Source organism: Calothrix sp. 336/3 (assembly GCF_000734895.2).
Classification (GTDB): domain Bacteria; phylum Cyanobacteriota; class Cyanobacteriia; order Cyanobacteriales; family Nostocaceae; genus 336-3.
Genome location: NZ_CP011382.1, coordinates 5,345,033 through 5,369,000, shown reverse-complemented (window position 1 = coordinate 5,369,000; position 23,968 = coordinate 5,345,033). Strand labels below are relative to the sequence as shown.

The 23,968-nt window shown below is 41.2% G+C and carries 26 protein-coding genes; 8 read left to right on the top strand and 18 right to left on the bottom strand.

Going from position 1 to position 23,968, the window contains the following annotated elements; all coding sequences use genetic code 11:
* Nucleotides 1–470: 470 nt before the first annotated feature.
* Nucleotides 471–1,247, bottom strand: coding sequence for a hypothetical protein (locus tag IJ00_RS22415; protein WP_168163519.1), 777 nt, complete (start codon nucleotides 1,245–1,247; stop codon nucleotides 471–473).
* Nucleotides 1,248–1,663: 416 nt separating this feature from the next.
* On the opposite strand from IJ00_RS22415, the gene surE reads away from it, so the two are divergent.
* Entirely contained in the window at nucleotides 1,664–2,368 is a 705-nt protein-coding gene (gene surE, locus IJ00_RS22410; RefSeq protein ID WP_035156906.1) for a 5'/3'-nucleotidase SurE, read from the top strand.
* Here surE and IJ00_RS22405 read toward each other — a convergent pair.
* Nucleotides 2,349–2,603 (bottom strand): hypothetical protein, encoded by a 255-nt coding sequence (locus IJ00_RS22405; RefSeq protein WP_035156905.1) that lies wholly within the window; start codon nucleotides 2,601–2,603, stop codon nucleotides 2,349–2,351. The two genes, surE and IJ00_RS22405, sit on opposite strands and share 20 nt — an antisense overlap.
* Nucleotides 2,604–2,822: 219 nt before the next feature.
* On the opposite strand from IJ00_RS22405, the gene IJ00_RS22400 reads away from it, so the two are divergent.
* Nucleotides 2,823–4,031, top strand: coding sequence for a NupC/NupG family nucleoside CNT transporter (locus tag IJ00_RS22400; protein ID WP_035156903.1), 1,209 nt, complete (start codon nucleotides 2,823–2,825; stop codon nucleotides 4,029–4,031).
* A 3-nt stretch (nucleotides 4,032–4,034) separates the two neighbouring features.
* On the opposite strand, the gene IJ00_RS22395 is transcribed toward IJ00_RS22400, so the two are convergent.
* The 4 genes from IJ00_RS22395 to IJ00_RS22380 form a co-directional block, all read right to left on the bottom strand.
* Nucleotides 4,035–4,520 (bottom strand): hypothetical protein, encoded by a 486-nt coding sequence (locus tag IJ00_RS22395; RefSeq protein WP_052754517.1) that lies wholly within the window; start codon nucleotides 4,518–4,520, stop codon nucleotides 4,035–4,037.
* Between the two features lie 173 nt (nucleotides 4,521–4,693).
* Nucleotides 4,694–4,999, bottom strand: coding sequence for a hypothetical protein (locus IJ00_RS22390; RefSeq protein ID WP_238178380.1), 306 nt, complete (start codon nucleotides 4,997–4,999; stop codon nucleotides 4,694–4,696).
* 44 nt (nucleotides 5,000–5,043) lie between these two features.
* On the bottom strand, nucleotides 5,044–6,117 hold the full coding sequence (locus IJ00_RS22385) for a WD40 repeat domain-containing protein (RefSeq protein WP_035156901.1): 1,074 nt from the start codon (nucleotides 6,115–6,117) through the stop codon (nucleotides 5,044–5,046).
* A gap of 128 nt (nucleotides 6,118–6,245) precedes the next feature.
* Nucleotides 6,246–7,136, bottom strand: a complete 891-nt coding sequence (locus tag IJ00_RS22380) for a M23 family metallopeptidase (protein WP_035156898.1) — start codon at nucleotides 7,134–7,136, stop codon at nucleotides 6,246–6,248.
* 264 nt (nucleotides 7,137–7,400) lie between these two features.
* On the opposite strand from IJ00_RS22380, the gene IJ00_RS22375 reads away from it, so the two are divergent.
* On the top strand, nucleotides 7,401–8,618 hold the full coding sequence (locus tag IJ00_RS22375; RefSeq protein ID WP_035156896.1) for an HhoA/HhoB/HtrA family serine endopeptidase: 1,218 nt from the start codon (nucleotides 7,401–7,403) through the stop codon (nucleotides 8,616–8,618).
* 117 nt (nucleotides 8,619–8,735) lie between these two features.
* On the opposite strand, the gene IJ00_RS22370 is transcribed toward IJ00_RS22375, so the two are convergent.
* The 8 genes from IJ00_RS22370 to IJ00_RS22335 form a co-directional block, all read right to left on the bottom strand.
* Nucleotides 8,736–9,083 carry a DUF760 domain-containing protein gene (locus IJ00_RS22370; protein WP_035156893.1) on the bottom strand — a complete coding sequence of 116 codons (348 nt, stop codon included), beginning with the start codon at nucleotides 9,081–9,083 and terminating at the stop codon, nucleotides 8,736–8,738.
* Between the two features lie 119 nt (nucleotides 9,084–9,202).
* Nucleotides 9,203–9,724, bottom strand: coding sequence for an SMC-Scp complex subunit ScpB (gene scpB / locus IJ00_RS22365; protein WP_035156890.1), 522 nt, complete (start codon nucleotides 9,722–9,724; stop codon nucleotides 9,203–9,205).
* A 172-nt stretch (nucleotides 9,725–9,896) separates the two neighbouring features.
* The gene (gene ispD / locus IJ00_RS22360) at nucleotides 9,897–10,583 is read right to left on the bottom strand and encodes a 2-C-methyl-D-erythritol 4-phosphate cytidylyltransferase (protein ID WP_035156887.1); all 687 of its coding nucleotides are present in this window, start codon (nucleotides 10,581–10,583) and stop codon (nucleotides 9,897–9,899) included.
* 78 nt (nucleotides 10,584–10,661) lie between these two features.
* Nucleotides 10,662–11,540 (bottom strand): glycosyltransferase family 2 protein, encoded by an 879-nt coding sequence (locus tag IJ00_RS22355; protein WP_035156885.1) that lies wholly within the window; start codon nucleotides 11,538–11,540, stop codon nucleotides 10,662–10,664.
* Between the two features lie 148 nt (nucleotides 11,541–11,688).
* Nucleotides 11,689–12,525: an HpsJ family protein gene (locus IJ00_RS22350; protein ID WP_035156883.1), complete on the bottom strand. Its 837-nt coding sequence runs from the start codon at nucleotides 12,523–12,525 to the stop codon at nucleotides 11,689–11,691.
* A gap of 256 nt (nucleotides 12,526–12,781) precedes the next feature.
* Entirely contained in the window at nucleotides 12,782–13,426 is a 645-nt protein-coding gene (locus tag IJ00_RS22345) for a TIGR04282 family arsenosugar biosynthesis glycosyltransferase (protein ID WP_035156880.1), read from the bottom strand.
* Nucleotides 13,427–13,750: 324 nt separating this feature from the next.
* Complete coding sequence (locus IJ00_RS22340; RefSeq protein WP_035156878.1) at nucleotides 13,751–14,680, bottom strand: cobalamin-binding protein; 930 nt, start codon at nucleotides 14,678–14,680, stop codon at nucleotides 13,751–13,753.
* A 163-nt stretch (nucleotides 14,681–14,843) separates the two neighbouring features.
* Nucleotides 14,844–15,389, bottom strand: coding sequence for an NADPH-dependent FMN reductase (locus IJ00_RS22335; RefSeq protein ID WP_035156876.1), 546 nt, complete (start codon nucleotides 15,387–15,389; stop codon nucleotides 14,844–14,846).
* 277 nt (nucleotides 15,390–15,666) lie between these two features.
* On the opposite strand from IJ00_RS22335, the gene ftsH reads away from it, so the two are divergent.
* Nucleotides 15,667–17,565, top strand: coding sequence for an ATP-dependent zinc metalloprotease FtsH (gene ftsH, locus IJ00_RS22330; protein ID WP_035159486.1), 1,899 nt, complete (start codon nucleotides 15,667–15,669; stop codon nucleotides 17,563–17,565).
* 56 nt (nucleotides 17,566–17,621) lie between these two features.
* Here the strand turns inward: ftsH and IJ00_RS22325 are convergent, their stop codons facing one another.
* A complete protein-coding gene (locus IJ00_RS22325; RefSeq protein WP_035156873.1) occupies nucleotides 17,622–18,314 on the bottom strand; it encodes a M23 family metallopeptidase in 693 nt (230 codons plus the stop codon).
* Nucleotides 18,315–18,594: 280 nt separating this feature from the next.
* Here IJ00_RS22325 and IJ00_RS22320 point away from each other — a divergent pair, with 280 nt between their 5' ends.
* The 4 genes from IJ00_RS22320 to IJ00_RS22300 all read left to right on the top strand — a co-directional run bounded on the left by IJ00_RS22320 (nucleotide 18,595) and on the right by IJ00_RS22300 (nucleotide 21,256).
* Nucleotides 18,595–19,509: an alpha/beta fold hydrolase gene (locus IJ00_RS22320; protein ID WP_035156871.1), complete on the top strand. Its 915-nt coding sequence runs from the start codon at nucleotides 18,595–18,597 to the stop codon at nucleotides 19,507–19,509.
* Between the two features lie 159 nt (nucleotides 19,510–19,668).
* Nucleotides 19,669–19,917 carry a hypothetical protein gene (locus IJ00_RS22315; RefSeq protein ID WP_035156870.1) on the top strand — a complete coding sequence of 83 codons (249 nt, stop codon included), beginning with the start codon at nucleotides 19,669–19,671 and terminating at the stop codon, nucleotides 19,915–19,917.
* An 812-nt stretch (nucleotides 19,918–20,729) separates the two neighbouring features.
* Nucleotides 20,730–21,002, top strand: a complete 273-nt coding sequence (locus IJ00_RS22305; protein WP_035156866.1) for a DUF1830 domain-containing protein — start codon at nucleotides 20,730–20,732, stop codon at nucleotides 21,000–21,002.
* Between the two features lie 2 nt (nucleotides 21,003–21,004).
* The gene (locus IJ00_RS22300; RefSeq protein ID WP_035156864.1) at nucleotides 21,005–21,256 is read left to right on the top strand and encodes a hypothetical protein; all 252 of its coding nucleotides are present in this window, start codon (nucleotides 21,005–21,007) and stop codon (nucleotides 21,254–21,256) included.
* A 7-nt stretch (nucleotides 21,257–21,263) separates the two neighbouring features.
* Here the strand turns inward: IJ00_RS22300 and IJ00_RS22295 are convergent, their stop codons facing one another.
* From IJ00_RS22295 to IJ00_RS22285, 3 genes are all read right to left on the bottom strand, one after another.
* Nucleotides 21,264–21,848, bottom strand: a complete 585-nt coding sequence (locus IJ00_RS22295; protein WP_035156863.1) for a hypothetical protein — start codon at nucleotides 21,846–21,848, stop codon at nucleotides 21,264–21,266.
* Between the two features lie 266 nt (nucleotides 21,849–22,114).
* Nucleotides 22,115–22,867, bottom strand: coding sequence for an SDR family NAD(P)-dependent oxidoreductase (locus tag IJ00_RS22290; protein ID WP_035156862.1), 753 nt, complete (start codon nucleotides 22,865–22,867; stop codon nucleotides 22,115–22,117).
* The gene (locus tag IJ00_RS22285) at nucleotides 22,864–23,964 is read right to left on the bottom strand and encodes a HupE/UreJ family protein (protein ID WP_052754516.1); all 1,101 of its coding nucleotides are present in this window, start codon (nucleotides 23,962–23,964) and stop codon (nucleotides 22,864–22,866) included. Before IJ00_RS22285 ends, IJ00_RS22290 begins: the two co-directional genes overlap by 4 nt.
* Nucleotides 23,965–23,968: the final 4 nt, after the last annotated feature.

Here is a 23,968-nt window from a genome sequence, read left to right as displayed (position 1 = left end):
TAATTGCAATGGCAATATTTTGATAAATTCTAGGGAATAGTACGGAGGTATTTATTACTTATACAAGTATGGTTTAGTTTATCTATTTATGATAATTTAAATACTATATAAAAAAAGAAAACCTAAGGGTTTTTACGAGTAAATCACACATTTATAAAAATGATAGACCTATAAAAACCCTTATTTCGTAGTGGTTATGTTGACTTGCATCCAGTTGCGTAACAGTTAAATCATATTCGAGCAAAGATACGTCTAACCTCCGCAATCACACTGATAATTTTTCCATTACGAACTTGTCACTGTCAGTATTTACCGAGAAGCAGTAATTGACATAGGATTTTTGATATAAGCATTGTGCGTGAATTAGCTTGCACCCCAAATAACTTCCGAGACGCTCCATAGGAACGTCTCTTGGTTTATCTATGAAGGTAAAGCCCCTGTATATATTAATGAGAAATTCAAGTATTTGCTTAACAAAGAACCAGTAAATCTTCTTGTTTTTTCTCCTGGTTTTTCTTTTTCATTTTCCAAGCTCCCGCAGCAAATATGCCAAGGGATGCAATTGCCGTAGGTTCTGGAACTTTCTTAGGTGGTATGGAAGCTTGATAATAGGAACTGGAACCTACCCAAATCGAGTTTCCACCTGAGATTCCTGGATTATTACCGTAGTTACCTATATGGACTGCTGCGAGAATCTGATTCAGGGTATCTTTGTAGTTAAAGTCAGATGCGTTTAAATCGAACAAGGACTGACAACTCTCTTTTAAGGCGATAATTGCATTGAAACCATCATTACTGGAAGTTGTAGCTTTGGGTTTGATATTGAAATCTAAAGAACCTTTATAACCAGAAGCTTTCAGCTTATTCTCATTGACTGTATCACTTTGAATGCTATAGCCAGAACCAGCAGATACATTAAAATCTGGACCTTGAAATTTAGAGTCGTTGTAATTCAAATAAAGATCCAAAACTTTATGGACTTTATTCCCTGCTAAATCAACAATTACATCAACTGTTTTACTGTTGGTAGTGCTATCTTTAATGGTTACTGTTCCAAATGATTGATTAACCTTAGCACAGGTATTACCACCCGAATAGGTATTACCGCCAACTGTTCCAGAAATTACACAATCTAGATTAAAAGTGAATGAGGCTGCTTCTGCACGGGAAAAGGCAGATGTACTAACAGCAATAGTACTAGCAATGACGGCAGAAGTGGAAAGAAGTTTTACAGACTGTTTTATCATTTGAATATTATTTGTTTGTTCGATATCGAGAAAAAGTGTTTTTATGTGAAGTCTGACTATTTTATGGTGAGTTTGATAATCTGACATACTCCCCATCAATCTAAGCATTGTATTGAAATTTGTCTATAGCTTTTGGTAATAATTCAAAAACACTTTATATTGAGGCTTTAATGCTCAAAAATTACAGTAATTTTACTGATTTTAAATAGATTTTAATTACACGAATCGCAAATTAATCTTTTTTGTTGGAATAATAAATAGCTCTTGGCATTTTCAGAATTAATTGGTTTAGTTTTATGTAGATTTACTTTGGCAATAACCTGTAAAGAATTTGATGTGTGAGAAAATTCGGAAAATCTCAGTGAAAACTGATAAAGTCGCACTGGAAAACATAATTATTTGATGTCGGTTATCCAATGACACTGATTCTGACTAACGATGATGGGATAGATGCTCCGGGAATTCAAGCCTTAGAAAAGGCTATTACTTCGACTGCGCTCAGTAAGGATGATTCTCTGAAAATAATTATTGCTGCACCTCAGGAACATCAATCGGGGTGTGGACATCAGGTGACGACAATTAGCCCAATATCAGTCTCTCGTCGTTCGGAATTTGCCTATGCGATCGCGGGGACTCCAGCTGATTGTGTGAGGATTGCGATCGCCCACATTAGCCAGGAAATTCAGTGGGTAATATCGGGAATTAATGCTGGTGGTAACTTGGGTGTGGATGCGTATATTTCTGGTACGGTGGCAGCTGTTCGGGAAGCGGCAATGCATGGAATTCCTGGAATCGCTATCTCCCACTACCGTCAGGGAAAACGGGAATATGACTGGCAACGTGCAGCGATGTGGACGGGGAAAATCATAGTAGATTTACTCCAGCGTCCTTTGGAAGCGGGTAGTTTTTGGAACGTTAATTTACCGCACTTGTTACCAGAAGCACCGGAACCAGAAATTATTTTTTGCCCAGCTTGTACTAAACCTCTGCCAATTAATTATCGAGTTGAAGGTAATGAATTTTACTACGCTGGGGTATACCAAAACCGCGATCGCACTCCTGGAAGTGATGTTGATGTCTGTTTTGGGGGCAATATTGCCATCACTCAGTTACGAGTGTGATTAATTCTTCAATCCCGATAATTTTTTTATCTGCAAGAATTTCTTCCTTGGTATGGAAGGAAAAATGCCGTTTATCTCCCTCTCGTTGCCATTCCTCCTGTAACTGCTGATGGGGATAGCCACCACTATTCAATAGTGCCAAGAGGGGGGGCCATTTTTGACTAATTCGGTGAACCTCACCCACATAAAGCTGAAAATTGCCGATGTGGGCGATTGCATAGATGCCGGAAGACATGGATGTTGAGTAGTATATGTCGTGTATGCTTGAATACTTATACTATTCCTTAAGGTCAGTAATAGCTAAGGAGTAATGGGAGAAAAACATATGGAATTAAGCTATTTACCAGACTTCATAGCACCAACCTATTGACAGACATGATAATTTGCTATGTATCTATAGAATCATCTACCCTGATATATTCAACAGTGTATATTGTTCTTTTGGGTGTTATCTATGGAACGTGCCATATCTTTTCTGGGAATCATCGTTTTTATCGTCATAGCCTACGGTTTATCCTCTAATCGTCAGGCAGTGCGATGGCAGACAATTGCCTGGGGTTTGGGGTTAGAATTCGTTTTTGCCATCTTGATTCTGAAAACACCGGGAGGTTTAGCAGTCTTCAAATCCTTAGGTGATGTGATCAGTAATTTTCTCTCTTTTTCGGATGTTGGTGCTAAATTCGTCTTCGGTGACAATTACAAAGACCACTTTTTTGCTTTTCAGATACTACCAACTATTATTTTCTTCTCCGCATTTATCAGTGTTTTATATCACTACAGAATTTTACAACTCGTTGTGAATGGTTTGGCATGGGTGATGATGAAAACCATGAAAACATCCGGTGCGGAGTCCCTTTCTACGGCTGGTAATATTTTCCTTGGTCCCACTGAGTCACCCCTATTGGTCAAACCCTATGTAGCAACGATGACCCAATCTGAGCTATTTGCGGTGATGACTGGGGGTTTTGCGACGGTTGCAGGGGGGGTGTTGGGAGCCTATCTATCCTTTGGTGTGCCAGCAGAACATCTAGTTGCTGCCTTTTTTATGACTGCACCGACTGCTTTGGTTGTTGCCAAGTTAATGTATCCCGAAACTGAGATTCCTGACACAGCCAGCAATGTGAAAATGGATGTGAAAAGTAACTATGTTAACGCTGTTGATGCGGCAACTACGGGGGCGATCGATGGGGTAAAGTTGGCTGTCAATGTTGGTGTGATGATTATTGCCTTTTTAGGTTTATTGGCAGCAGCAAACGCTTTACTGGGGTGGTTGGGTTCTCGCGTTGGTTTACCTCAGTTGTCCTTGGAATGGATGCTATCCTTTATTATGGCTCCCGTGGCTTGGTTAATGGGTGTACCCTGGGCAGACTGTGCACAGGTGGGAGCATTACTGGGTAAGAAAACTATTCTGAATGAATTTATTGCCTATTTGGATTTGAAAACCTTAATTGAACAGAAGAAAATATCTGAGCGGGGGATAATTATTGCTACCTATGCTCTGTGTAATTTTGCGAATGTTGGCTCAATTGGAATTGCCATTGGTGGAATTACAGGAATGGCTCCCCATCGTCAGCATGATTTAGCCAAGATGGGTGTGCGTTCCATGGTGGGGGGTTTGTTAGCAGGTTTTATTACTGCTTGTATTGCTGGAATTTTGGTATAGTTTTTATAATTTTTCGTCTTTTTTGACGTAACCCATTCTCCAGTTACTTGCCTGTTTTAACTCGTCTCCTTTACCTTGAATGATGATTCCTAAAGCCTGACGAGTATTTATAAATCCTTTCATCAAATAATGTCCGGGTTTGGGGGAGACATTATCTATAGAACCTGTGCCTTCATATTTGAGAATACCGCAAAATGTATCGTTATCGGAGATATTCAAGGTGAACTGCTTATCGTTGATATATTCACTGGGGACATTGAAAATAGCATATACGTGATGTTGACCACGCCAGGGTTGAACTACAATTTTTTCGGGATAGGTATAGTATCTTTTACCTTTGGAGCGGTAGAATCCCCATTCCTGACATTCTAAGACTGGCGATCGCTCAGATATCACAGAGTAGGCAACTACACTGCTAATAGTTCCGAAAAATATCATCACAACCAAAAGATATCCGAGATAACGTTTTCGCACGTTTAGTAACTTCATCACGATTTTCTTTTGTTATAACCAAAAGTAGCCATGGACAACAGCTATGAGGTTTACCAGAAACATCAAATTAGAAAAATGTGTGTAAGTTTTTAGCATCAACGCAAAATCTAGAGGATGAAAATACTCAACCTCTAGGTCTTATACTATTTGATTGTTGGTCAAGCTGAAATTTAGAGAACACTGGATAAAGGTAGCTTGCCTTCTAGTTGCATTCTGACTTTCACACAACTAGAACAATTACAGCCCAGTTGGTCTTTAATTGGGTTGGATGTGGCTAAATGGGGAGTGAAGACAGTGTGATGAGATTGCACGGAGACTTGAACCACTTGGGGTATAGGATGGGTAATATCAGTGACTGCTGCTTGTGCTGGATTAGCTACCAGTAGTATGGAGGCAATGAATGCAGGGCAAGCGAGTAAAACCAGTTTGATTAAATTCATAAAATTCCGAATATCAACACTCTTGAAAATAAGCATAACTAATTCTTACTGATTAGTCACGCAGTTGTTTTGTTCCTTTGCTAACGTGCAAAACCTTGACCTTTGGTATTCTTTGACCAAATCATAAATTCGCCACTACTACAACCTGCGGCAATTTGTTTACCGGAGTTATCCCAAGCAACAGAGGAAAAACCGGATTCTGTACCTGTGAGAATTTGGGAAATTTGCTTGGCTTTTTTCCACAGACACAACCAACCATCGCTTCCCGCAGAAGCAAGTAAAAAGCTTTTGGGTGCGAAGGCGATCGCCTGAATAATATCCACATGGTTAGTTAAAACTCTGGCTTCCCAACCTACCGCTTCATCGGGAGATTTTTCCCACACAACAATTCCATCCACACTGCAAGTCGCAAGAATGGGAACCCCTATTTGATTGCCGATATCAGACCAAGCTATCTGACGAATTTTACCAGGGAAACCTCGCATAATCCACGGGTTGGGGTCTGCTCCGGAAGTCAGAAGTTGACTTTCCACCACAGTGATTGTCCGATCTAAGTTACCAGTAGCAAAGTACTTACCATCGGGAGACCAGGCGATCGCTAAACTGGCAGAAGGTATATCAATAATGTAGGGTTCCTGTTGCCAATCCTCACAACTCCAAACTTTCGCTCCCAAATAACCACCAATGGCTAAATATTTACCATCGCTGCGCCAATCTATACCTAAAACGGAAGAGGAAGCAAAATTTAAATCAACGAGCATCTGGTGACTAGGAATATCCCAAACTTGTACTCGCCGACCTAAACTAAAAGCTAACTGGTGACTTTTCGGGTTCCAAACTAACTTATCTACCCAAGCAGGGGCATTTTCCCAGGTATAAATTAACTCTGTATGCTCCCAGATTTTTACCTTGCCATCCTGTCCGCCAACTGCTAGGAATTTGCCATCATGGGAAAAAGCTAAACAATCGACAGATGTACCATTTGCAGATGTCTGTAAATTCACCAGATTGCCTTGCTGCCACAATACCACCTCACCCGCAGCAGAGGCTAAAGCTAAGGTATCACCAGACCAGGCGATCGCCGTGATGTAATCCGAAAGAGTGCCACTAAATTTTTCTGTAAAATCTTTAGTTTGAGAATTGGTAGAAGTCATGAAGAAATTTTTAGGTTAGTCTCATTAAGATAGATTTTGTCCTATCAAGGGGTTATTTAACTGGAGACTAAAATCAGGGGGCGATCGCTAAATTGAGAATATTTAATCAACCTTGGAATCGGACATAATTATTTTTGTAAATACGTCTTTGGATCCTGTGCCTTCCAGCCTAAGGATGAGCTAGAACGAACTTCAAAATGTAAATGAGGCTGTTTTGATGTCGGTTGCCCTGTAGTACCCACATTGCCAATAATTTCGCCGATTTTGACCCTTTGTCCCACAGAAACTCGAATACTTTCTAGTTGAGCGTAGCGAGTTTGTAACCCACCATCATGATTAATCACTACTAAATTACCATAACTGTCCTGAAAACCTGCAAAAACAACGGTTCCTGCTGCCAAACTATTGACGGGTGTCCCCACTGTTGCCACTAAATCAATGCCACTGTGAAAAAACACGTCCCCAGTTTGCGGGTTGATTTGCCATCCATAGGGTAGAGTAGTTTTGCTGACATTTGGTAAAGGATAGCCCACTAGTTTTATCTGACTGGAATCCCCAGGGGATGTATTGATATTAACTCTGGAAATGTTCGGATTTGCTGACTTCTGCACTACGGGAACAAACGCAAACTTGGAGGGTGGTTTGCAGCCATTAATTTCAAACAGAGCATCTGCACGGACTTTGTATCGAGATGCTATTTGTCCCCAAGTTTCACCATTACTGACAGCGATGATAATGCCATTGTAGGGAGGAATTAAAATATCACTACCAATTGTGACTTTCCCGCTCTGTAAAGTCGGATTCATGTTAATAATAGTAGCTGGTGACAAGTTGTAATTCTCAGCAATGCTGGCAATAGTTTCACCACGTCCAACTCGATGGCGCTGAAAACGTTCTAAAGCTGGTATCGGGCAGTTTTTAGTTGTTGTTTGTGCAAAAGCCATCTGGTATGGTGTAAGCATCAGCCAGATAAAACTGAGGAAATGGGAGAAAAATCCTAGACTTTTTCTCAAATTCATATATATATTGATGAAGCGAAAATAAATTTTATTTGTGTTCATTTGTCTTTGGTCATTTATCATGCTTAGGCAACAAGGACTAATACTAACTACTGTACAGATGCCCTACATTGCTTCTGTACCACAAGCCACAAATAATCAGTAACATCTAATCGCTAATTTATCGCTAATTGATAAAATTTTCCTGAGAACAAAACTGTCAAATTGCCATTTGCTTGACTACACTTAGAAGTTAGCGCCTGCATTTCTTTGAGCGGAATGATTATGAACTTACCCTGGAAACAACTAGCCGTGTATTTCTCCTTAGTATTAGTAGGTGGTGGAATCGGTGGGAGCGCGGTGTTGTTAGGCAGTCCTTATCTTTTAACGCGAAGTCGCTCCTTTCAAGAATTGAGAAACGTGACAGTCACCTCACCTACGGAGACAGTCTTTTCCCACCCAATACGCGGCAGTATTGAAGTAGCGGGGAATGATAAAGTTAATTTTGTGGCGGCGGCTGTCCAACGAACAGGACCGGCGGTGGTCAGAATTAATGCAACACGCAAAGTGGCAAATCCCATTTCTGATGCTTTAAAAAATCCCTTGCTCAGGCGTTTTTTTGGGGATGATGAGCAGCAAATACCCCAGGAAAGAATTGAAAGGGGGACGGGTTCGGGATTTATTTTAAGTGAAGATGGTCGGTTGCTAACTAATGCTCATGTTGTGGCGAATACAGATACTGTACAGGTGACTTTGAAAGACGGTCGTTCTTTTGAAGGTAAGGTTATAGGTATTGATACGATGACTGATGTGGCTGTGGTCAAAATTCCTGCCATTAAGTTACCTACGGTGAAACTAGGCAATTCCCAAAATCTTATTCCTGGACAATGGGCGATCGCGATTGGTAATCCCTTGGGATTAGATAATACAGTCACCCTCGGTATTATTAGCGCCACAGACCGTACAAGCGCTCAGGTGGGAGTCCCCGACAAGCGTGTCAGTTTTATTCAAACGGATGCTCCGATTAACCCTGGTAACTCCGGTGGACCCCTGCTTAACTCCAACGGAGAGGTTATTGGTGTGAATACTGCAATTCGTGCTGATGCTCAAGGACTAGGTTTTGCTATTCCCATTGAAACTGCGGCGCGGATTGCCACGGAATTATTTACTAAAGGTAAGGTTGAACATCCGTTTATTGGTATCGAAATGGTAGACCTATCACCTAGTAAAAAACAGCAAATTAACCAGGAAAATAGACTTAATATCACCCAAAATGCGGGTGTCGCCATTAAAGGGGTGTTAGAAAAGTCACCAGCCGAAAAGGGGGGACTGCGTCCAGGAGATGTGATTCAAAAGGTGAATGGGAAAGCTGTAAAAACAGCCGCACAAGTTCAGAAGCTAGTGGAATCTAGCTCAGTGGGTGACATTCTACACATGGAAATCAACAGAGAAGGGCAAATTATTTCTTTGCAAGTCCAGTCTGGATCTTATCCACAAAAGTAGTTATTCCCTGGGGAGTCAATTCATTGGTCGTCATTATTGCCAGGTAGTGAGTGGTTAGCAGGTGATGTGAGATATCTGTTAACCATGGACTGATAAGTAATGACTATTGACCAATGACTATTGACCATTAACCGAGATGTCCAAATGCATTCTTTGTTCCATTTGCCTGAGGAAATACCCCGTCATCATGGCGGAAGCGAGGAGACCTGCAAGGTTATCTCGGTCTGTGGTAATTTGGACGTTGAAATTTTCTGTAGGCAGCATCCCTACCAGTCCTTGGACGTTTTGAGAGATGATTTGCTTGATTTCCGGACTGACAGACTGGGCGACAATAGCTAAAACCTCAGGAGACTGATGCTGCAAGTATTTGAGTAACTGGTTAGACTGTTCCTCAAAGTTGTCACTCAGATGCTGATGGGGGTGTTCCTCAAAGTTGTCATTCAGAAAGTTAGGATCAAACACCATTGGCGATTTTTTATAGCTGAGTTGCTAATTCTACTGTAAACCATAGTATAAGGTGACTGGCAATTTAGTTTGTCTGGGGAGGGAGATCAGGGGGAGGAAAAGGAGTAGAAATTCTGAATCTATTCTCCGACTGCGAGGGTCAATTCTAATTGTTGGGGTTCAATATTCGCTGTGAGTAGTTGGGGTAGTTGTTCAACTTGAAAATATTGATGAAATTTCGGGGTAATTTGTAGAGCATAGGAGCGGGAATCTTGATTGCGGCGTTTTTTAACAAAACCCTGTTCCACTAATTCTTGAACGTGCTGATATGCTCCTGAACCTCGGAGGTTAATTAAGTCACTTTGTAATATGGGGTTGTTGAGAGCGATCGCGGCTAAGGTTCGTAATGCTCCTAAACCCAACTCTACGGGGATTAAAGTTTGGACTAAGTCCTGAAAGTCAGAACGTAGTTGTAAACTATACCCGTTTGGTGTTTCAATGACTTCCAAGGCACTCTCTCGGTGGGCATATTCATCAATTAGCTCGATAATTCCCTCTTCTGCCGTGGCGCGATCGCAGGCGGCATACTCTGCTATTTCACTAATTGACAAGGGTTTACCCTTTAAATAGAGAATGGCTTCTATCTTTGTCGCTGCATTCATTTAGTTACTGATTCATAACTCTGCGCTATCTGGAGTGAAGGTCATCCAATTTGGGATTTAATTATAGAATTTTGGACAGCCCCCACGGATGTCAAGTGGAAGGGAGATTAGCATATTATCAAGCCCAAGTCAACGTTATATTGCGAAAATACCCTTCTCCTTGCGCCCTAATTTATGCTCCGAATCTTGTTGCCAGAATGAACTCGGCGATCGCCAAATCTTGGGGAGTTGTGACTTTCAAATTCGTTTCTTCTCCTTCAACGATGCGTACACTATAGCCACATTTCTCAAATAGAGCCGCATCATCGGTGACTTCCCAACCTTGGCGAACTCCCATATCGTGGCATTCTTTGAGGAGTTGGACATTAAATCCTTGGGGTGTTTGTGCTGCCCAGAGTTGACTTCGGTCTGGGGTGCTTTGGATAATTTTGTTGTCGTCTACGACTTTGATTGTGTCCTTTACCGGGATGGCAGCAATTAAACCGGGGCAGTGACGGATAGCGATCGCGCATCTATCCAGTAAGCTGGGTGTGGCGAGACATCTGGCTCCATCATGGATTAAAACCTGCTGGGCATCCTCAGGTAAGGCTTGTAAGCCATTGTAGACAGATTCCTGGCGTGTGGAACCTCCTTGGATGAATTGTATGGGTTTGGAAGGTTGTGCTGCCTCTATGATTCTTTGTAAGTCTGGCAAATCGGCAGGTTGGGCAATGATACCAATCCAGGTGATTTCCTCGGAGGCGATCGCTGCTGCTAAAGTCCAATGAATAATTGTCTGCGATCGCAATGTCAAGAGCAATTTGTTGCGATCACTGCCCATTCGTTTGCCCATTCCCGCAGCTGGAATTAGTAAATGCACAATATTCCCCCAATAAACAAAAGAGAGGAGCGATCGCCCCTCCCTATAAATAAATTATCTAATCAAATATCTTATCCGTTAACTGTTAACTGTTGATGCTGGACTCTTGAGGATATCTGGCAATTTTTCTTCAATAGATGGTGTCGGTAAATACTTCATTTCCCACGCCTTCAGTAGAATTAAGTATTCATAAAAAGCTTGGAGAGTACACCAGGCTAAACCCGCCCGCCCATCTAAACAACCACCTAAAATAAAATACATATAGAAAAAGCGTAACAAAGGTCGAGCTGGTAGGCGAAGGGATAAATCCTTCAGGGCGCGGCGGCGCTCCACTTCCGAACGACCTAATAATAAATCTCGCCAACTCACGGAGCCACGTTCTAATTGATGCAGAGTTTCCTTGGCTTCATCCGTGGAATAACGGTTATGTTTTTCAATCCAACGACTCAAACCCTTGCTACAGGTGTAATGGGGATAGGTTTGCAGTAAAAAACTGGTTGCCCCTTGGCAAACTTCCCGCTCTGTATGACCGTAGTCTGTAAACCAAACTTTCCCATGACGGAAAAGACGCATCTGGTAGCGAGGGTATTGGGTGCTACGACGAATCCAGGTATTGAGGAAAATCACCCGTTCGGCGACGTAGTAACCAATGTAATCTGGATTTTCCTTTGCCTGTTCACATTCAGCAAATAATTCTGGGGTCATTCTTTCATCGGCTTCCAGAATATACACCCAATCATACTTAGGTTGTATATTTTCTAACATCCATGTACGTTGCTTGCCATGGGTTTCAAAGGGATGCTGCACAACGCGCACAGGGTAGCGACTAGCAATTTCCACAGTGCGATCGCTACTACAAGAATCCACCACAATAATGTCATCACTTAACATTGCCGACTCAATACAAGGGGCAATATCTAATTCTTCGTTATAGGTCAATATATAAATAGAAAACATTCTTTACTCAAAATCAAAAAAAATTTTACTATCAAAATATTTGCAGAACATTATAGATGCTAATTACTAATAGCTGAATACATATTCACACAGTGATTAGCAATCAGTAATTAGCTATCCATAACGGCTGTAAATCTCAATTCTCAAATTATCTAGCAGTAGCTTTCTTGATACTACCTTTGAGAGCACCCATATTCTTTAATCCGCTCCAACCAATAATAACGTAACCAATGGACAACAACCAACTACTTAAAGCAATTCGCATTCCAGGTCTTAAGCTACTTTCAGCTTGTTTTTCTAGCTCCTCTTTGCGGGTACGAATTTGGCTTAAACGTTGATTGGCTAACTGTTCGGGGTCACTTTGTTGAGCTATGTATTTATCTAATTCTTGGGGATTAGCTTTAAATTTCTTGAGTAAATCTTTTTGTGTTTGTGGCAAGTTAGGATTGCTTAAGGCTTGTTTGTAACGTTCTTCATCCTTCAACAATTCGGAAAATTGTGTTTTGACTTGGGTTTTTTGCTTTTCTAACTCTGCTTTGACTTGCTCATTACTGTTCAATTGAGCTTTGACTTGATTCACTTGGTTCGTGAGTGCAGTTTCTGCTTGCTCCGCGTCTTTGCGAATTTGTTCTAAATTCTGGTTTTTCTGAGCAATCACATTCGTTGTATGAATGGGAGCGATGACGAAAAACATCAACCCTAAAATGCTGGATAGAATCAAGGCAGGAAAACGTAAATCAATACCTGATGAACGACTATCATCGGTGGTATCTACCCAATAACCAGCAAACATTAATGCTAAACCCACCATAGGAACAATTCCCCGCTCTACAAGGTTAGAAGCAAGGGCAATTTGTGATGCTTTATCTGTGGGTTTGAAATCAATTAACAAAATTACCAAGTCAAGGACAAAGGATAGTAGGAGAACTGTTCCTACCACTTTAAAGGTGCGACTAGCACTACTGGCAGCAAAACGATTATTCATAATTTATCTTCTCGTAGTTAATCAGGGAGGTTGTTCTATGTTCAAGTTAATGGAATGTTTCCATATTGTTCCCATGATGCTACCTGTGATTTACAACCTCAATGTCCCTGTGATATTTAATTTAGTAATTGAGAGTCCTAAGTTGTAAACTATACCAAGCTAGCATCTGTATTTGACTATGTCTTCAGAGAATCCTCGTGTTTGCGGCTACTAGTTTAGCTAGAGATGGGCATATACGTAAGGGTTCCTCTGAAAATTATCGGTGAAAGTTTCTCTGTTTTCTCCAGATTGCTAAATCTTCCGGACGATCAATATCTCTGAGGGTGGGTAAATAGTGAATTTGCAGATTTTGCTGTTTGGCGATCGCCACAGTTTGAGCTAGCACTTGGGAAGTTCCCCAGTCTATGTTAATAAATAATTCTGGTATGGGTTTGTGTAAACCAATTAAGTAATAACCTCCATCCAGTGCTGCACCTAGAAGTAAGTCCCATTCTGGATTCTGTTGGCTAAAGGCTGTGTGGAGTAGAGAACTATCTAATTCTGGACAATCGGTACCAATGATAATGACTTGTGTGGCTCCATGGTGAAAACTTTGCCAGAGCGATCGCCACATTTTCTCCCCCAAATCCCCCTCACCTTGGGGAGAGTAAAGCAAATCATCCCCTAACCAAGTTTGCATTAATTCCTGATTTCCACCTACAAACCTGATTTCTAAAGATACATCTCCAGATTTACGTAGTTCTCTCCCCTGGGATAGGGTATATTCCGTCATTTCCCGTTGCAAAGCTGCTGCTCCCTCTGCTCCCAGAGCTGATATCATCCGAGTTTTGGTTTTTCCTGGTTCCGGATAACGGGTAAAAATAACTAAGTGTTTTGGAAAAATCTTTTCTGAATACAGCACAACTTCTAGTTATTCAATTATCACTGAGAAAATTGTAGAGGATATTTCTCATTAACGTGAGTTCGATGGATTTCAAACGCGATAAAGCTTGTGAATCAATGGTTTTGGACATGCTCAAAGACTGCCTCAATCATTAAGTTGAGAAACAAGTCAATAATTCGCAAATTCAAGGGTTACTGATTCTATTCTCAATAAACTCAAAGCTTTCTAGAAACTCTTGGTTATCACACATAATACCGGATAAGAGTTTCAGGCTGCATAACTCATCGAACTCACGTTCTCATTAATATTCCAGGGGATTTTTGCTTTCGATTCTCGATGTTTTTACAGAATTTCCCAAGCTTTCTGCTTATAACCATAGGCAAAAATTTCTGGATGGAGAATTTCTGCCAAAATCTCTATGGAATCAGCTAATCGTGGTCCAGGACGATTAAAGTAAGCGTTACCATCGGTAATATAAACCCTACCTGTTTGAGTTGCGTGTAAATTTTTCCACTCTGGAAGATGGGTGATTAATTCTGTTTCTTGACGAGTACGCTGTAAATCAAACCCGCAGGGCATAAAAATTACTACATCTGGATTACTTGCTACCAGTGTTTCCCAGGAGAGGTTAGGGGATGGTTGACCTGTCATCGTAAATAGTGGCTGTCCTCCGGCTTGAGTTACTAATTCTGGAATCCAGTTTGCAGCAGCCATTAGAGGTTCTATCCACTCAATGCAGGCAACGGTAGGTAATTTTTCCGTCTCCCTTAAGCCTTTGGTTCTCCGAGCAATAATTTGTACTCGTGCTTCTAAATTTTCTAATACTTGCAGTGAGTCTACACCAAAAATATTGGCAATCTTCTCAATATCTGCCCACACATCTTGCAACAAATTAGGTTGTAAGGAAATGATTTTTGGCGATGATTTTGTCAGGGTAGCAACAGCTTTTTCGACCTCACCAAAACTGACAGCACAAACATCACATTGGTCTTGGGTCAAAATATGGGTAGGTTGTAATTCCTCTAAAACATCTGTTTTGACTTGATAAATACTTAAAGCAGATTGGATAAATTTATTTAACTGCTGATTAATTTCACCACTACTAGCATTCGTATTTAAACGTGCTTGGGTGCAAATTGGACGGTTATGAATTTCTGCTGGATAATCACATTCATGCGATCGCCCAACAATCGCATCAGTCAAACCCAAAATTGCTAAAATTTCCGTCGCACTGGGAATCAAGGAAACAATTCTCACCTCTTCATCTTTCATCTTGCCACCTCTACATACCCAAGCCAATTACTCAGATTTTGACAGAATTCCACAATCACTAGTATCTGTCTAGAGAAGTGATGTTACTGGGTAATGGTTGACAGTTAATTGCTAACAGGGAAAGAGAAAACGCAATCTTTTTCCCTTACCCCTACTCCCCCTATCAATTAACACCCCGCAGCTTTTGAGTGTTATCCACTAAACTTTGGGCAAATTGGTCAAATCTTTGAGATAGCTTCTCATCTACTAACTTACCCTCTGGACTAAAAGCTTTCCAAGCTTGCCCAATTGCTACCTGCTCTAGGATACTCCAGGTGTGAGTCCATCTGAGAATCACCCGGAGATCGTTCAAAGCGTTACTGTTGGATTGCCCACCCAAAATGCTAATCATTCCTGCAACTTTACCTGACAGTTGCTCAAAACTCATCAAATCTAAGGTATTTTTCAACACACCACTGATACTACCGTGGTACTCTGGTGTTGCTAAAATCAGTCCATCAGCAGCACTCACCGTATCTTGCAACCGTTTCACATCAGGGTAATCAGGATAACTATCTCCCCCATCACAAAAAGGTAGCTGCATTTGTCTTAAATCTAAAATTTCTACCTCTGCACCCAATGCTCTGACTCTTTGTGCGGCTAACTCTAAAGCCATCTGGCTATAGGAACCTGTCCTTAAACTACCCGCAATACCTACTATTTTCACCATAATTCAATTTCCCTAAAAGCGAAGTCATTACGATTATGATTAGTATAGCGATTATCGTCATGCTTTGCCATATTTCCCTAGGGGAAGAAATTTTTCATGGAAGACTCAGGAAACTTATTTCACTTATGTACTGTTGAACTATCCTTACTGATAAAAAGTTGGGAATCGTTTTTGTGAGAGCTACACTAGATTGAGAAAGGTAATTGCAAATTCTGCTAGGAATTTAGCTATATAAAGTGAGCGCTCATCTGATGGCAGCAGATTAAGGATAATTATGATGAAAAATTATGAAACAAAAGTAAAGCACAAAAATTTATCCTCGCCGAAGCGTCTAGCCTTGACTAGTGCTTTAGCTGCGAGTTTAGTTATGCTGCCATTGGGGGAAACTCCAGTATTTGCTCAGAAAGCAGAGCGCAATACCCTCAGTTATGGTGAGCTAATTCAAAAAATCAAAAAAGACCAAGTCCAAAAGGTGGAATTAGATGAAACAGAGCAGGTAGCTAAGGTTTATCTCAAGAATAAGAAGCAAGATGAATCACCTCTGCAAGTCAGGTTGCTGGAGCAGAACAACGAGTTAATCAATCAGCTCAGAGACAATAAGGTGGACTTTGCGGAGGTTTCCTCAGCTAATAGCAGAGCAGCAGTGAGCTTGCTAATTAACTTGATGTGGATTCTGCCCTTAGTCGCTTTGATGTTACTATTCTTGCGCCGTTCCGCCAATGCTTCTAACCAAGCGATGAGCTTTGGTAAAACCAGAGCGCGTTTTCAAATGGAAGCGAAAACTGGGGTGAAGTTTGATGACGTGGCTGGAATTGAGGAAGCGAAGGAAGAACTACAAGAGGTAGTGACTTTCTTGAAACAGCCAGAGAAATTTACCGCCGTGGGTGCGAGAATTCCCAAGGGTGTATTACTGGTGGGACCTCCTGGAACTGGTAAAACCTTACTTGCGAAGGCGATCGCCGGGGAAGCAGGTGTTCCATTTTTCAGCATCTCTGGTTCCGAGTTTGTAGAAATGTTTGTGGGTGTGGGTGCTTCCCGTGTCCGTGACTTGTTTAAGAAAGCTAAGGAAAATGCCCCCTGTTTAATCTTCATCGATGAAATTGACGCTGTTGGTAGACAACGGGGTGCGGGAATTGGTGGTGGTAATGATGAGCGGGAACAAACCCTCAACCAATTACTTACGGAGATGGATGGTTTTGAAGGTAACACCGGAATTATTATTATTGCTGCCACTAACCGCCCAGATGTCCTAGATGCAGCCCTTCTACGCCCCGGTCGTTTCGACAGACAGGTAATAGTTGATGCACCCGACCGCAAGGGACGATTATCAATTCTCCAAGTCCATGCTCGCAACAAAAAAATCGACCCCAGCGTTTCCCTGGAAGTCGTTGCCCGTCGGACTCCTGGTTTTACTGGTGCAGACTTAGCCAATTTATTAAATGAGGCAGCTATCTTAACCGCACGTCGTCGCAAAGAGGCAGTCACTCAATTAGAAATTGATGATGCTATCGATCGCCTAACTATTGGTTTAACTCTCAATCCTTTACTGGATAGTAAGAAGAAGCGTCTAATTGCCTACCATGAAATTGGACACGCACTGCTGGCAACCTTACTAAAGCATTCCGATCCTTTAAATAAAGTGACTATCATTCCCCGCTCCGGTGGTATTGGTGGGTTCTCCCAGCAAATTTACAATGAGGAAATGATTGATAGTGGTCTTTATACCCGTGCTTGGTTACAGGATAATATCACCATGACCTTAGGCGGGAAAGCTGCCGAAGTGGAAGTGTTTGGAGAACCGGAAGTCACAGGTGGTGCGAGCGGTGACTTAAAAGCTGTAGCGAATCTGGCTCGCAAAATGGTGACAATGTATGGAATGACTGACCTGGGTTTAGTTGCTTTGGAAGGGCAGGGTAGTGATGTCTTTTTAGGTAGAGATTGGATGAATCGCTCGGAATATTCAGAAGAAATGGCTGTAAAAATTGACCGCAAAGTCCGGGAAATTGCCATTAATTCCTACGAAGAAGCAAGACGCATTATCCGCGAGAATCGCTCTCTAGTTGATCGCTTGGTTGATTTACTCATCGAGCAGGAAACTATAGAAGGGGAGCAATTCCGAGAAATCGTCTCTGAGTATACCCAACTCCCAGAAAAGCAGTTAGCTGCGTCAAGTTAGAAATGCTCATGGGTAATGGGTAATCGGTAAAAAATACCCTACCCTTGCCCATGACCCTAATATCCGGAATCCTTGATATATTTAGATTCTTCGATAGTTACCTGTCTTTGTGGTTGAACAGAATAGTTGCGATTACTAGTGGATATTTTCTGTTGGGAAAACATCTCTCGCAATACTAAAGCTGGGTCTACGTAGTTTCCACTGTATCTAAGTGTCCAATGTAGATGGGGTCCCGTGGTGCGTCCGGTCATTCCAACACGTCCAATACGTACACCTGGGGGCATATATTGCCCTTCCCAGATTACCAGACCACCGGGACGGTCTATCATGTAACGCCGCCCAGAAGCAGTTCCCACCTGTCCCTGCATATGACAGTAGGAATGTTGCCAGTTCCCAGATTTAATAATTACGTGGGTTCCGCAGGCAGTGCGATCGCCAACTTTAACTACTGTACCCCCCCACCAGTTACGAATATAACTACCCATGGGAGCGGCAATATCTAAGCCATTGTGAAATTCCCAACCATCACCACCAACAGCAGAACGTCGATAACCAAAGGGTGATGTATAAGCCTGAAAATTTTCTACAGGAAATGAGGCTGTTGACCAAGGGTTAGATGTGGCTAAACGCTGAGATTTCAATTCTACAGCATTGACGTTATCGGAACTGGGAATGCAATTCATCAAAGCTGCTATCCCTAATCCAGGTAAACAGACTTTGACTAAGGAAATCATCAGTTTTTTCGCCATGGAATCGTTAATTCACGGTAAGAACTCTCACACGTGTATTATTTTTTCATGATTTTACTGACCTTGACTAGTATATGATTACTGATATTGGGTGATTCTCGTCAATTCAATCAAGGAATTGTCTATGGTTAGGATAATAAATCGGGCTGAGGATGTCGTGAATTAACCCTGGAGGTGGAAGAATTCAAACCTCCCTTCAGACATTGTATATAGAAGACTATCTTGTCCAGAACCCTACATTTTCTCAACAGTGGGTAACTGACTCCAAAAATAAAATTCTATGAATAATCTAGTTAATTGGCGGCAAAGAGTAGGTAATCAAAGGGACTGGTTATGGCGGGGTTATCAAACTCGTTATACATATCTGCGTGCTGTGGAAAGCGATCGCCAATCTCCGCCTTTAATTTTACTTCATGGATTTGGCGCTTCCATAGGTCATTGGCGACACAATTTAGAAGTACTGTCACAAACTCATACAGTTTATGCCCTAGATATGTTGGGTTTTGGGGCTTCGGAAAAAGCTCCTGCCAACTATAGCATCCAACTTTGGGTGGAGCAGGTTTATGAATTTTGGCAAACTTTTATTCGCCAACCAGTAATTTTGATTGGTAATTCCCTGGGTTCCCTGGTTTCCCTTGCAGTGGCAGCTACTTATCCTGAAATGGTTCAGGGGATAGTGATGATGAGCTTACCGGATCCATCCTTAGAACAGGAAGCCATTCCTGTCGCCCTACGTCCAGTAGTTAATGGTATTAAAAGTCTAGTTGCTTCCCCTCTGATTTTAAAGCCCGTTTTTAACTTGTTACGCCGACCGGGTGTATTACGAAAATGGGCAGCGATCGCCTACGCAAACCCTGAAGCCATTACCGACGAACTCATCGATATTTTAGCAGCCCCTCCCCAAGATAGAGGTTCTGCCAGAGCTTTTAGTGCCCTATTTAAAGCCACCATTGGCATAAATTTCTCCCTGGGTGTCAAAGCCATGCTACCGGACATTTCCGTACCCATGCTGTTAATTTGGGGTACCAAGGATAGATTTGTTCCACCCAGCCTTGCCAGTCAATTTGCACAATACAATAAAAATTTACAAATCATGTATCTGGAGGATGTCGGGCATTGTCCCCATGATGAATCCCCAGAAGAAGTCAATCAAGCCATTTTAACTTGGATTCGTCATGGCAAGGGTGTAAGGTAACAGGTAAGCACAAGAATAGCGAGAAAATGCCCTCCCTAAAAAATCCACTACTCCATTTCGCCTTCCTGAGAAGCCACTTAACAAATATCTAAATACCAACAGGACTAAATTGGAGAATATTGGAGTAGAATATAAAAACAATATTAAATTTAAACCGTTATGAACAGACTTAATGTATATGGGGGCGACGCTAATACCTTGCGTCAGCTGTGGTCTGTGGTTGAAGTTATGCAAAGCAGCCTGATTCTCAAGCTCAATGATGCGGATTTAGTTAAACAATTGCTGAAGGAATTAGACCAAAGAAAAGCACTGAGCAACGAGGAAAGTAATAATCTGACCGATTATATTCACGCTCGTACTGCTTTGATACGTGATTTAGCAGAAGCACGAATGGCTGAATGCTATTAAAGCAACCAAAGTTGAAAAAAAAGACTCTGATTTTAGCCTTTGGGTAGAATTGCTGGCATAAATCCCCAATTCCCAAACTGCTGACCTGTGTGCAAAATCTTATTTGCTTCGGTCTGTTTGTAAACATTATGATAATTTCTGTCAACGGTATCCCATTGCGAGACATACTCTATACTTTCCTTCAAAATATAGAGTGATGGGACTAAAGATTTGTTCGATACAAATAAATAATACGAGATAGTCGGCATTATCTAGAGAAAATCGGTTTCTTTGGGTTTCCATTTCTCACTGAGTGGTAATTTTGTCGATTCACAACTAGACTCATGCTTTCTAAGTATGGGTCTAATTGTTATGTTTATGAATATTTGTACAGACTTAAGAAAAAGTTAAGAATAAGTATTAGGTAGGAAAAATCAAGGCAAACTATTAATGTTGGGCTAGTAAAACTTGGAGTCACAAAGTATATGTGCTTACTCCATGAGTTTTTATAACTGTACTCCCTTCGGGGAAAAAAACGATATTTCCTGCCTCAAAAAAAAGCCCCAGTCGTAGACTGAGGCATCATCGGTATTGTTAGTTATTGCGAAACATCTGATAGTTACTATCATATATCTCAAATCTGAAGAAAACCTTAAGTTTTAGCGTTTCTTATAATTTTGATGTAAATCTAAATAGATGTTAACCTTTATTAATCTAAACGGGGTCAGCTAATATAAAGACCCTGAATATAAAGCCCTAATCGGCAGCCTGAAATAAAGCGTCAACTCGTTTGTATCGAGAATGGCGCTTTATTTTGGGAGAAAAACACCTTTATGAATCAATTACTGACTCCCCAAGAACAAAATTCTAGTCCGGTTCTCTGTTATTACGTTAATTGGACGCAACAGCTTCAAGTGGTACGCATTGCGAATATTTCCGACTGCTATTGGGAAAGGGTGGTTTTCCCTGGGCAACGGATAATGTTTACTGCGTCAATAGAAGCAGAATTAGAGGTATATGCTAGTTCTCCGCCCACGGCGATGCTATCTGACAAGCTTTCAGTTAAGACTCTTCAAGTTGAAACGTATAAAGAAAAGGGTGAGTAGGGATGACTTATTTGCAAGCGCTAGCAGAGTTTTTTGCTTGGACATTTCCTTGGTGGGGAGTATGTCATTTAAGTTTTGAACCTTCTAGCCGAACGATTTATATTCATTGCCAGACACCGGGGAGAAGAGAGGCAATACTTAAAAATGCCACAGCGATCGCTAACTTGGATATCGGTGTTGATAGATTTATTATTATCCAGCCAGGTTATTCCGATATCACAATTCCCCATATTTCTCGTAATACTTCGTTCTAGGTATTAATTACCGATGGGCGTTAACCATTGATTTGTGTACAGTCTGTATCTGTGATTGTTGCAGACTTTGTAGTTGCGATCGCGTCAGAGTCAAGTCATAGCTCAACCATAGTAAACTGCTACCGAGTACAGCAGTTACACAAATTAATGAACCTCTCAAGACTTTGATTTGAGTTGATAAAGGAATGTTTTCTTTTTCTTCCCTTGTCTCTATTGCTGTGGGGTTAACTTCTACTACTGTTGTAGTTACTTGGGTTATATTTTGAAATTTAACCTGTTGATGTAGCCAGTTAGTAATTAATCCTGGTAAATTTTTCTGCAACCAACGCCAAGCAAAAATACGAAATGCGGGTTTCGACATTTTCGCTGTTATCTGTAGAACTTTTTGCAAGGTGGTGGAACGGAATTTTTTCTGGATTAAATGTGGTGCGCCGACATCATATAGACAGTCGATAATCAGCTTAATATTTGTCTCTTCTCTAGTAGTTAAATTTTCCACCAAGAGCAGTACGTCACGCATTCGCTCTGCATCTTGTCTTGCTTGGGGGTTGTCTATTTTCAAATCCTGTGACAGTTGCCCTGGTTGAGACATAGAGAATCCAGAAAATTGATTTTGTAAAATTGTTAGAAATTTAAGGTTAGTTTTTCTATCTCCCTAGGGAGAAAATTCCAGTATCTAAGACAGGGAGTAATCAGATAAATTAGGAGATTTAGCCCATAGTTTACCTGGTCTATTCAGATTATGATTTTTCCCTATTTCGCACATCATCTCTAAGAGAGATTCTGGAAATTATCAAGCATTTGTGTAAAGAATTTAAAAAGCTGCTTATTAATTTTTCTCTATTTAAAGTATAAATTCTACCAAGGCAATTTACTAGAGTCCCAGGAGAAAAACTGTCCACTATCTGGCATTTCTAGCTTGGTAATTAGTTGCAATAATTGAGATGCAGTCCGCTCTGGGGAAAACAATTTTTCTGGGGGGACGTTCTTTTGGAAGGGACGGGAAAGACGGGTGTCAGTAGTTCCAGGGTGATAGGTAATAACAATTGTGCGGGGGGATACCCTAGCGTACTCAATGGCTACAGTGCGCATGAACATATTCAACGCTGCTTTGGAAGCGCGATAGCCATACCAACCACCGAGATGGTTATCTCCAATACTGCCGACCTTGGCAGAAATACTGACAAAAACACTGCGATCGCCATGTTTCCACAAAGGTAATAAATGTTTTGCCAGTAAGACTGCACCAATACTATTGATTTGGAAATAGCGGAGTAAATTATCAGAGTTTATCTGTTTCAGGCTTTTTTCTGGTTGTTGGATGGCATCATGTAAAAACCCCACACAGTTAATTCCTAGGTGGAGTTGCTGAATATCTTGCTGTAAAAACTTGACAAAATCGACGATTTGCGATTCTTCTGTAATATCTAGTTGGTGGCAGAATAACTTGTCTGGATAGGTTGCTTGCAGGGAAAAAAGCTCTGTAGCGGATTCGGGGTGACAGTAAGTTGCGTAGACTCGATTTACTTGAGATTCTGCAAGTAGCTGCTTTACCAGACTCAAACCGATACCTTGACTTGCACCCAGAATTAACCCGTTACCAGAAATCATGCAAATAATCCAAAAGCTCGTTGTACAAACCAAAATAACCCAATAGCAACCACACCGGCAGATAAAACACGGCGTAAATTTAACTCCCAAGGATATTTGCGTAGGGTATGGAGGATAGCAAATGCCAAACAAACGATGATAATTTGTCCAATTTCCACACCAATATTAAAACTAGCCAGGGATAGAGCTAAATTTCCTTGGGAAAGATGGGTTTCCTTGAGGATACCAGCAAAACCCAATCCATGGACGAGTCCAAAAATAAAAGTCAGTATCCAGCGTCCTTTGATATCTTTACGCCAGAAGTTTTCCCCAGCAACGTAAACTATACTGAGGGCGATCGCGCTCTCAACAAACTGACTGGGAAGAGTGACAATATTTAAGACTGCTAAAGATAAAGTTACAGAATGGGAAATGGTAAAAGCTGTGACTACTTTCAGGAGATAACCTAAACCTCCCCCCAGCATCAACAAGCTAACTAAAAATAAAACATGGTCATAGCCAGAGAGAATATGCTCAATTCCCAGTAAAATAAAGCTACCTATTTGCTGCCATACAGAACCTTTAATTAAAGCAAATTCTTTCTTTTCAGGACTCAATACCAAATTTTGAGTTTCTCCCCCCTGGGTGACAGTTGCTAAACAACGAGCAGTTGAAACATTGGGCAGAAATAAATCATAATTGAGATACAATTCTGTTACAGGTTGCGACCAATTATAAGTTAACTCTAGGGTAGTGTGGGTATTAACATTATTTTGGAGATTCTTGGGCAAACTGCGGGAAAACGCGACAACTAAGGAACCATCGGTAGAAGTTTCATTTTGTAGGCGAATTTTTTCCCCGATGAACTTTTCTAATTCTCCTTTATGATTAGTTACTTCCTGGGATGACAGTTGTCCATCTCGATTATCATCTGCAAAACTGACTAAATCTGTAGGAAAAGTTATTACCATCTGGGTTTTAGTCGGATTCACAGTAATTTCTGCCACTGCTAAATCTGCCCAGTGGGCAAGGGTGGGAGAGTGAAAAACCACAGAAGATAATAATACTAAAAAGCAAGAGAAAATAAATAACCAGAACTGACGTATTTTGAGTTTCATATTA

Coding starts and splice junctions, on each gene's coding strand:
- IJ00_RS22415 (WP_168163519.1), bottom strand. CDS start 1,247: ATGATAAAACAGTCTGTAAAACTTCTTTCCACTTCTGCCGTCATTGCT.
- surE (WP_035156906.1), top strand. CDS start 1,664: ATGACACTGATTCTGACTAACGATGATGGGATAGATGCTCCGGGAATT.
- IJ00_RS22405 (WP_035156905.1), bottom strand. CDS start 2,603: ATGTCTTCCGGCATCTATGCAATCGCCCACATCGGCAATTTTCAGCTT.
- IJ00_RS22400 (WP_035156903.1), top strand. CDS start 2,823: ATGGAACGTGCCATATCTTTTCTGGGAATCATCGTTTTTATCGTCATA.
- IJ00_RS22395 (WP_052754517.1), bottom strand. CDS start 4,520: ATGAAGTTACTAAACGTGCGAAAACGTTATCTCGGATATCTTTTGGTT.
- IJ00_RS22390 (WP_238178380.1), bottom strand. CDS start 4,999: ATGCTTATTTTCAAGAGTGTTGATATTCGGAATTTTATGAATTTAATC.
- IJ00_RS22385 (WP_035156901.1), bottom strand. CDS start 6,117: ATGACTTCTACCAATTCTCAAACTAAAGATTTTACAGAAAAATTTAGT.
- IJ00_RS22380 (WP_035156898.1), bottom strand. CDS start 7,136: ATGAATTTGAGAAAAAGTCTAGGATTTTTCTCCCATTTCCTCAGTTTT.
- IJ00_RS22375 (WP_035156896.1), top strand. CDS start 7,401: ATGAACTTACCCTGGAAACAACTAGCCGTGTATTTCTCCTTAGTATTA.
- IJ00_RS22370 (WP_035156893.1), bottom strand. CDS start 9,083: ATGGTGTTTGATCCTAACTTTCTGAATGACAACTTTGAGGAACACCCC.
- scpB (WP_035156890.1), bottom strand. CDS start 9,724: ATGAATGCAGCGACAAAGATAGAAGCCATTCTCTATTTAAAGGGTAAA.
- IJ00_RS22355 (WP_035156885.1), bottom strand. CDS start 11,540: ATGTTTTCTATTTATATATTGACCTATAACGAAGAATTAGATATTGCC.
- IJ00_RS22350 (WP_035156883.1), bottom strand. CDS start 12,525: ATGAATAATCGTTTTGCTGCCAGTAGTGCTAGTCGCACCTTTAAAGTG.
- IJ00_RS22340 (WP_035156878.1), bottom strand. CDS start 14,680: ATGAAAGATGAAGAGGTGAGAATTGTTTCCTTGATTCCCAGTGCGACG.
- IJ00_RS22335 (WP_035156876.1), bottom strand. CDS start 15,389: ATGGTGAAAATAGTAGGTATTGCGGGTAGTTTAAGGACAGGTTCCTAT.
- ftsH (WP_035159486.1), top strand. CDS start 15,667: ATGAAAAATTATGAAACAAAAGTAAAGCACAAAAATTTATCCTCGCCG.
- IJ00_RS22325 (WP_035156873.1), bottom strand. CDS start 18,314: ATGGCGAAAAAACTGATGATTTCCTTAGTCAAAGTCTGTTTACCTGGA.
- IJ00_RS22320 (WP_035156871.1), top strand. CDS start 18,595: ATGAATAATCTAGTTAATTGGCGGCAAAGAGTAGGTAATCAAAGGGAC.
- IJ00_RS22315 (WP_035156870.1), top strand. CDS start 19,669: ATGAACAGACTTAATGTATATGGGGGCGACGCTAATACCTTGCGTCAG.
- IJ00_RS22305 (WP_035156866.1), top strand. CDS start 20,730: ATGAATCAATTACTGACTCCCCAAGAACAAAATTCTAGTCCGGTTCTC.
- IJ00_RS22300 (WP_035156864.1), top strand. CDS start 21,005: ATGACTTATTTGCAAGCGCTAGCAGAGTTTTTTGCTTGGACATTTCCT.
- IJ00_RS22295 (WP_035156863.1), bottom strand. CDS start 21,848: ATGTCTCAACCAGGGCAACTGTCACAGGATTTGAAAATAGACAACCCC.
- IJ00_RS22290 (WP_035156862.1), bottom strand. CDS start 22,867: ATGATTTCTGGTAACGGGTTAATTCTGGGTGCAAGTCAAGGTATCGGT.
- IJ00_RS22285 (WP_052754516.1), bottom strand. CDS start 23,964: ATGAAACTCAAAATACGTCAGTTCTGGTTATTTATTTTCTCTTGCTTT.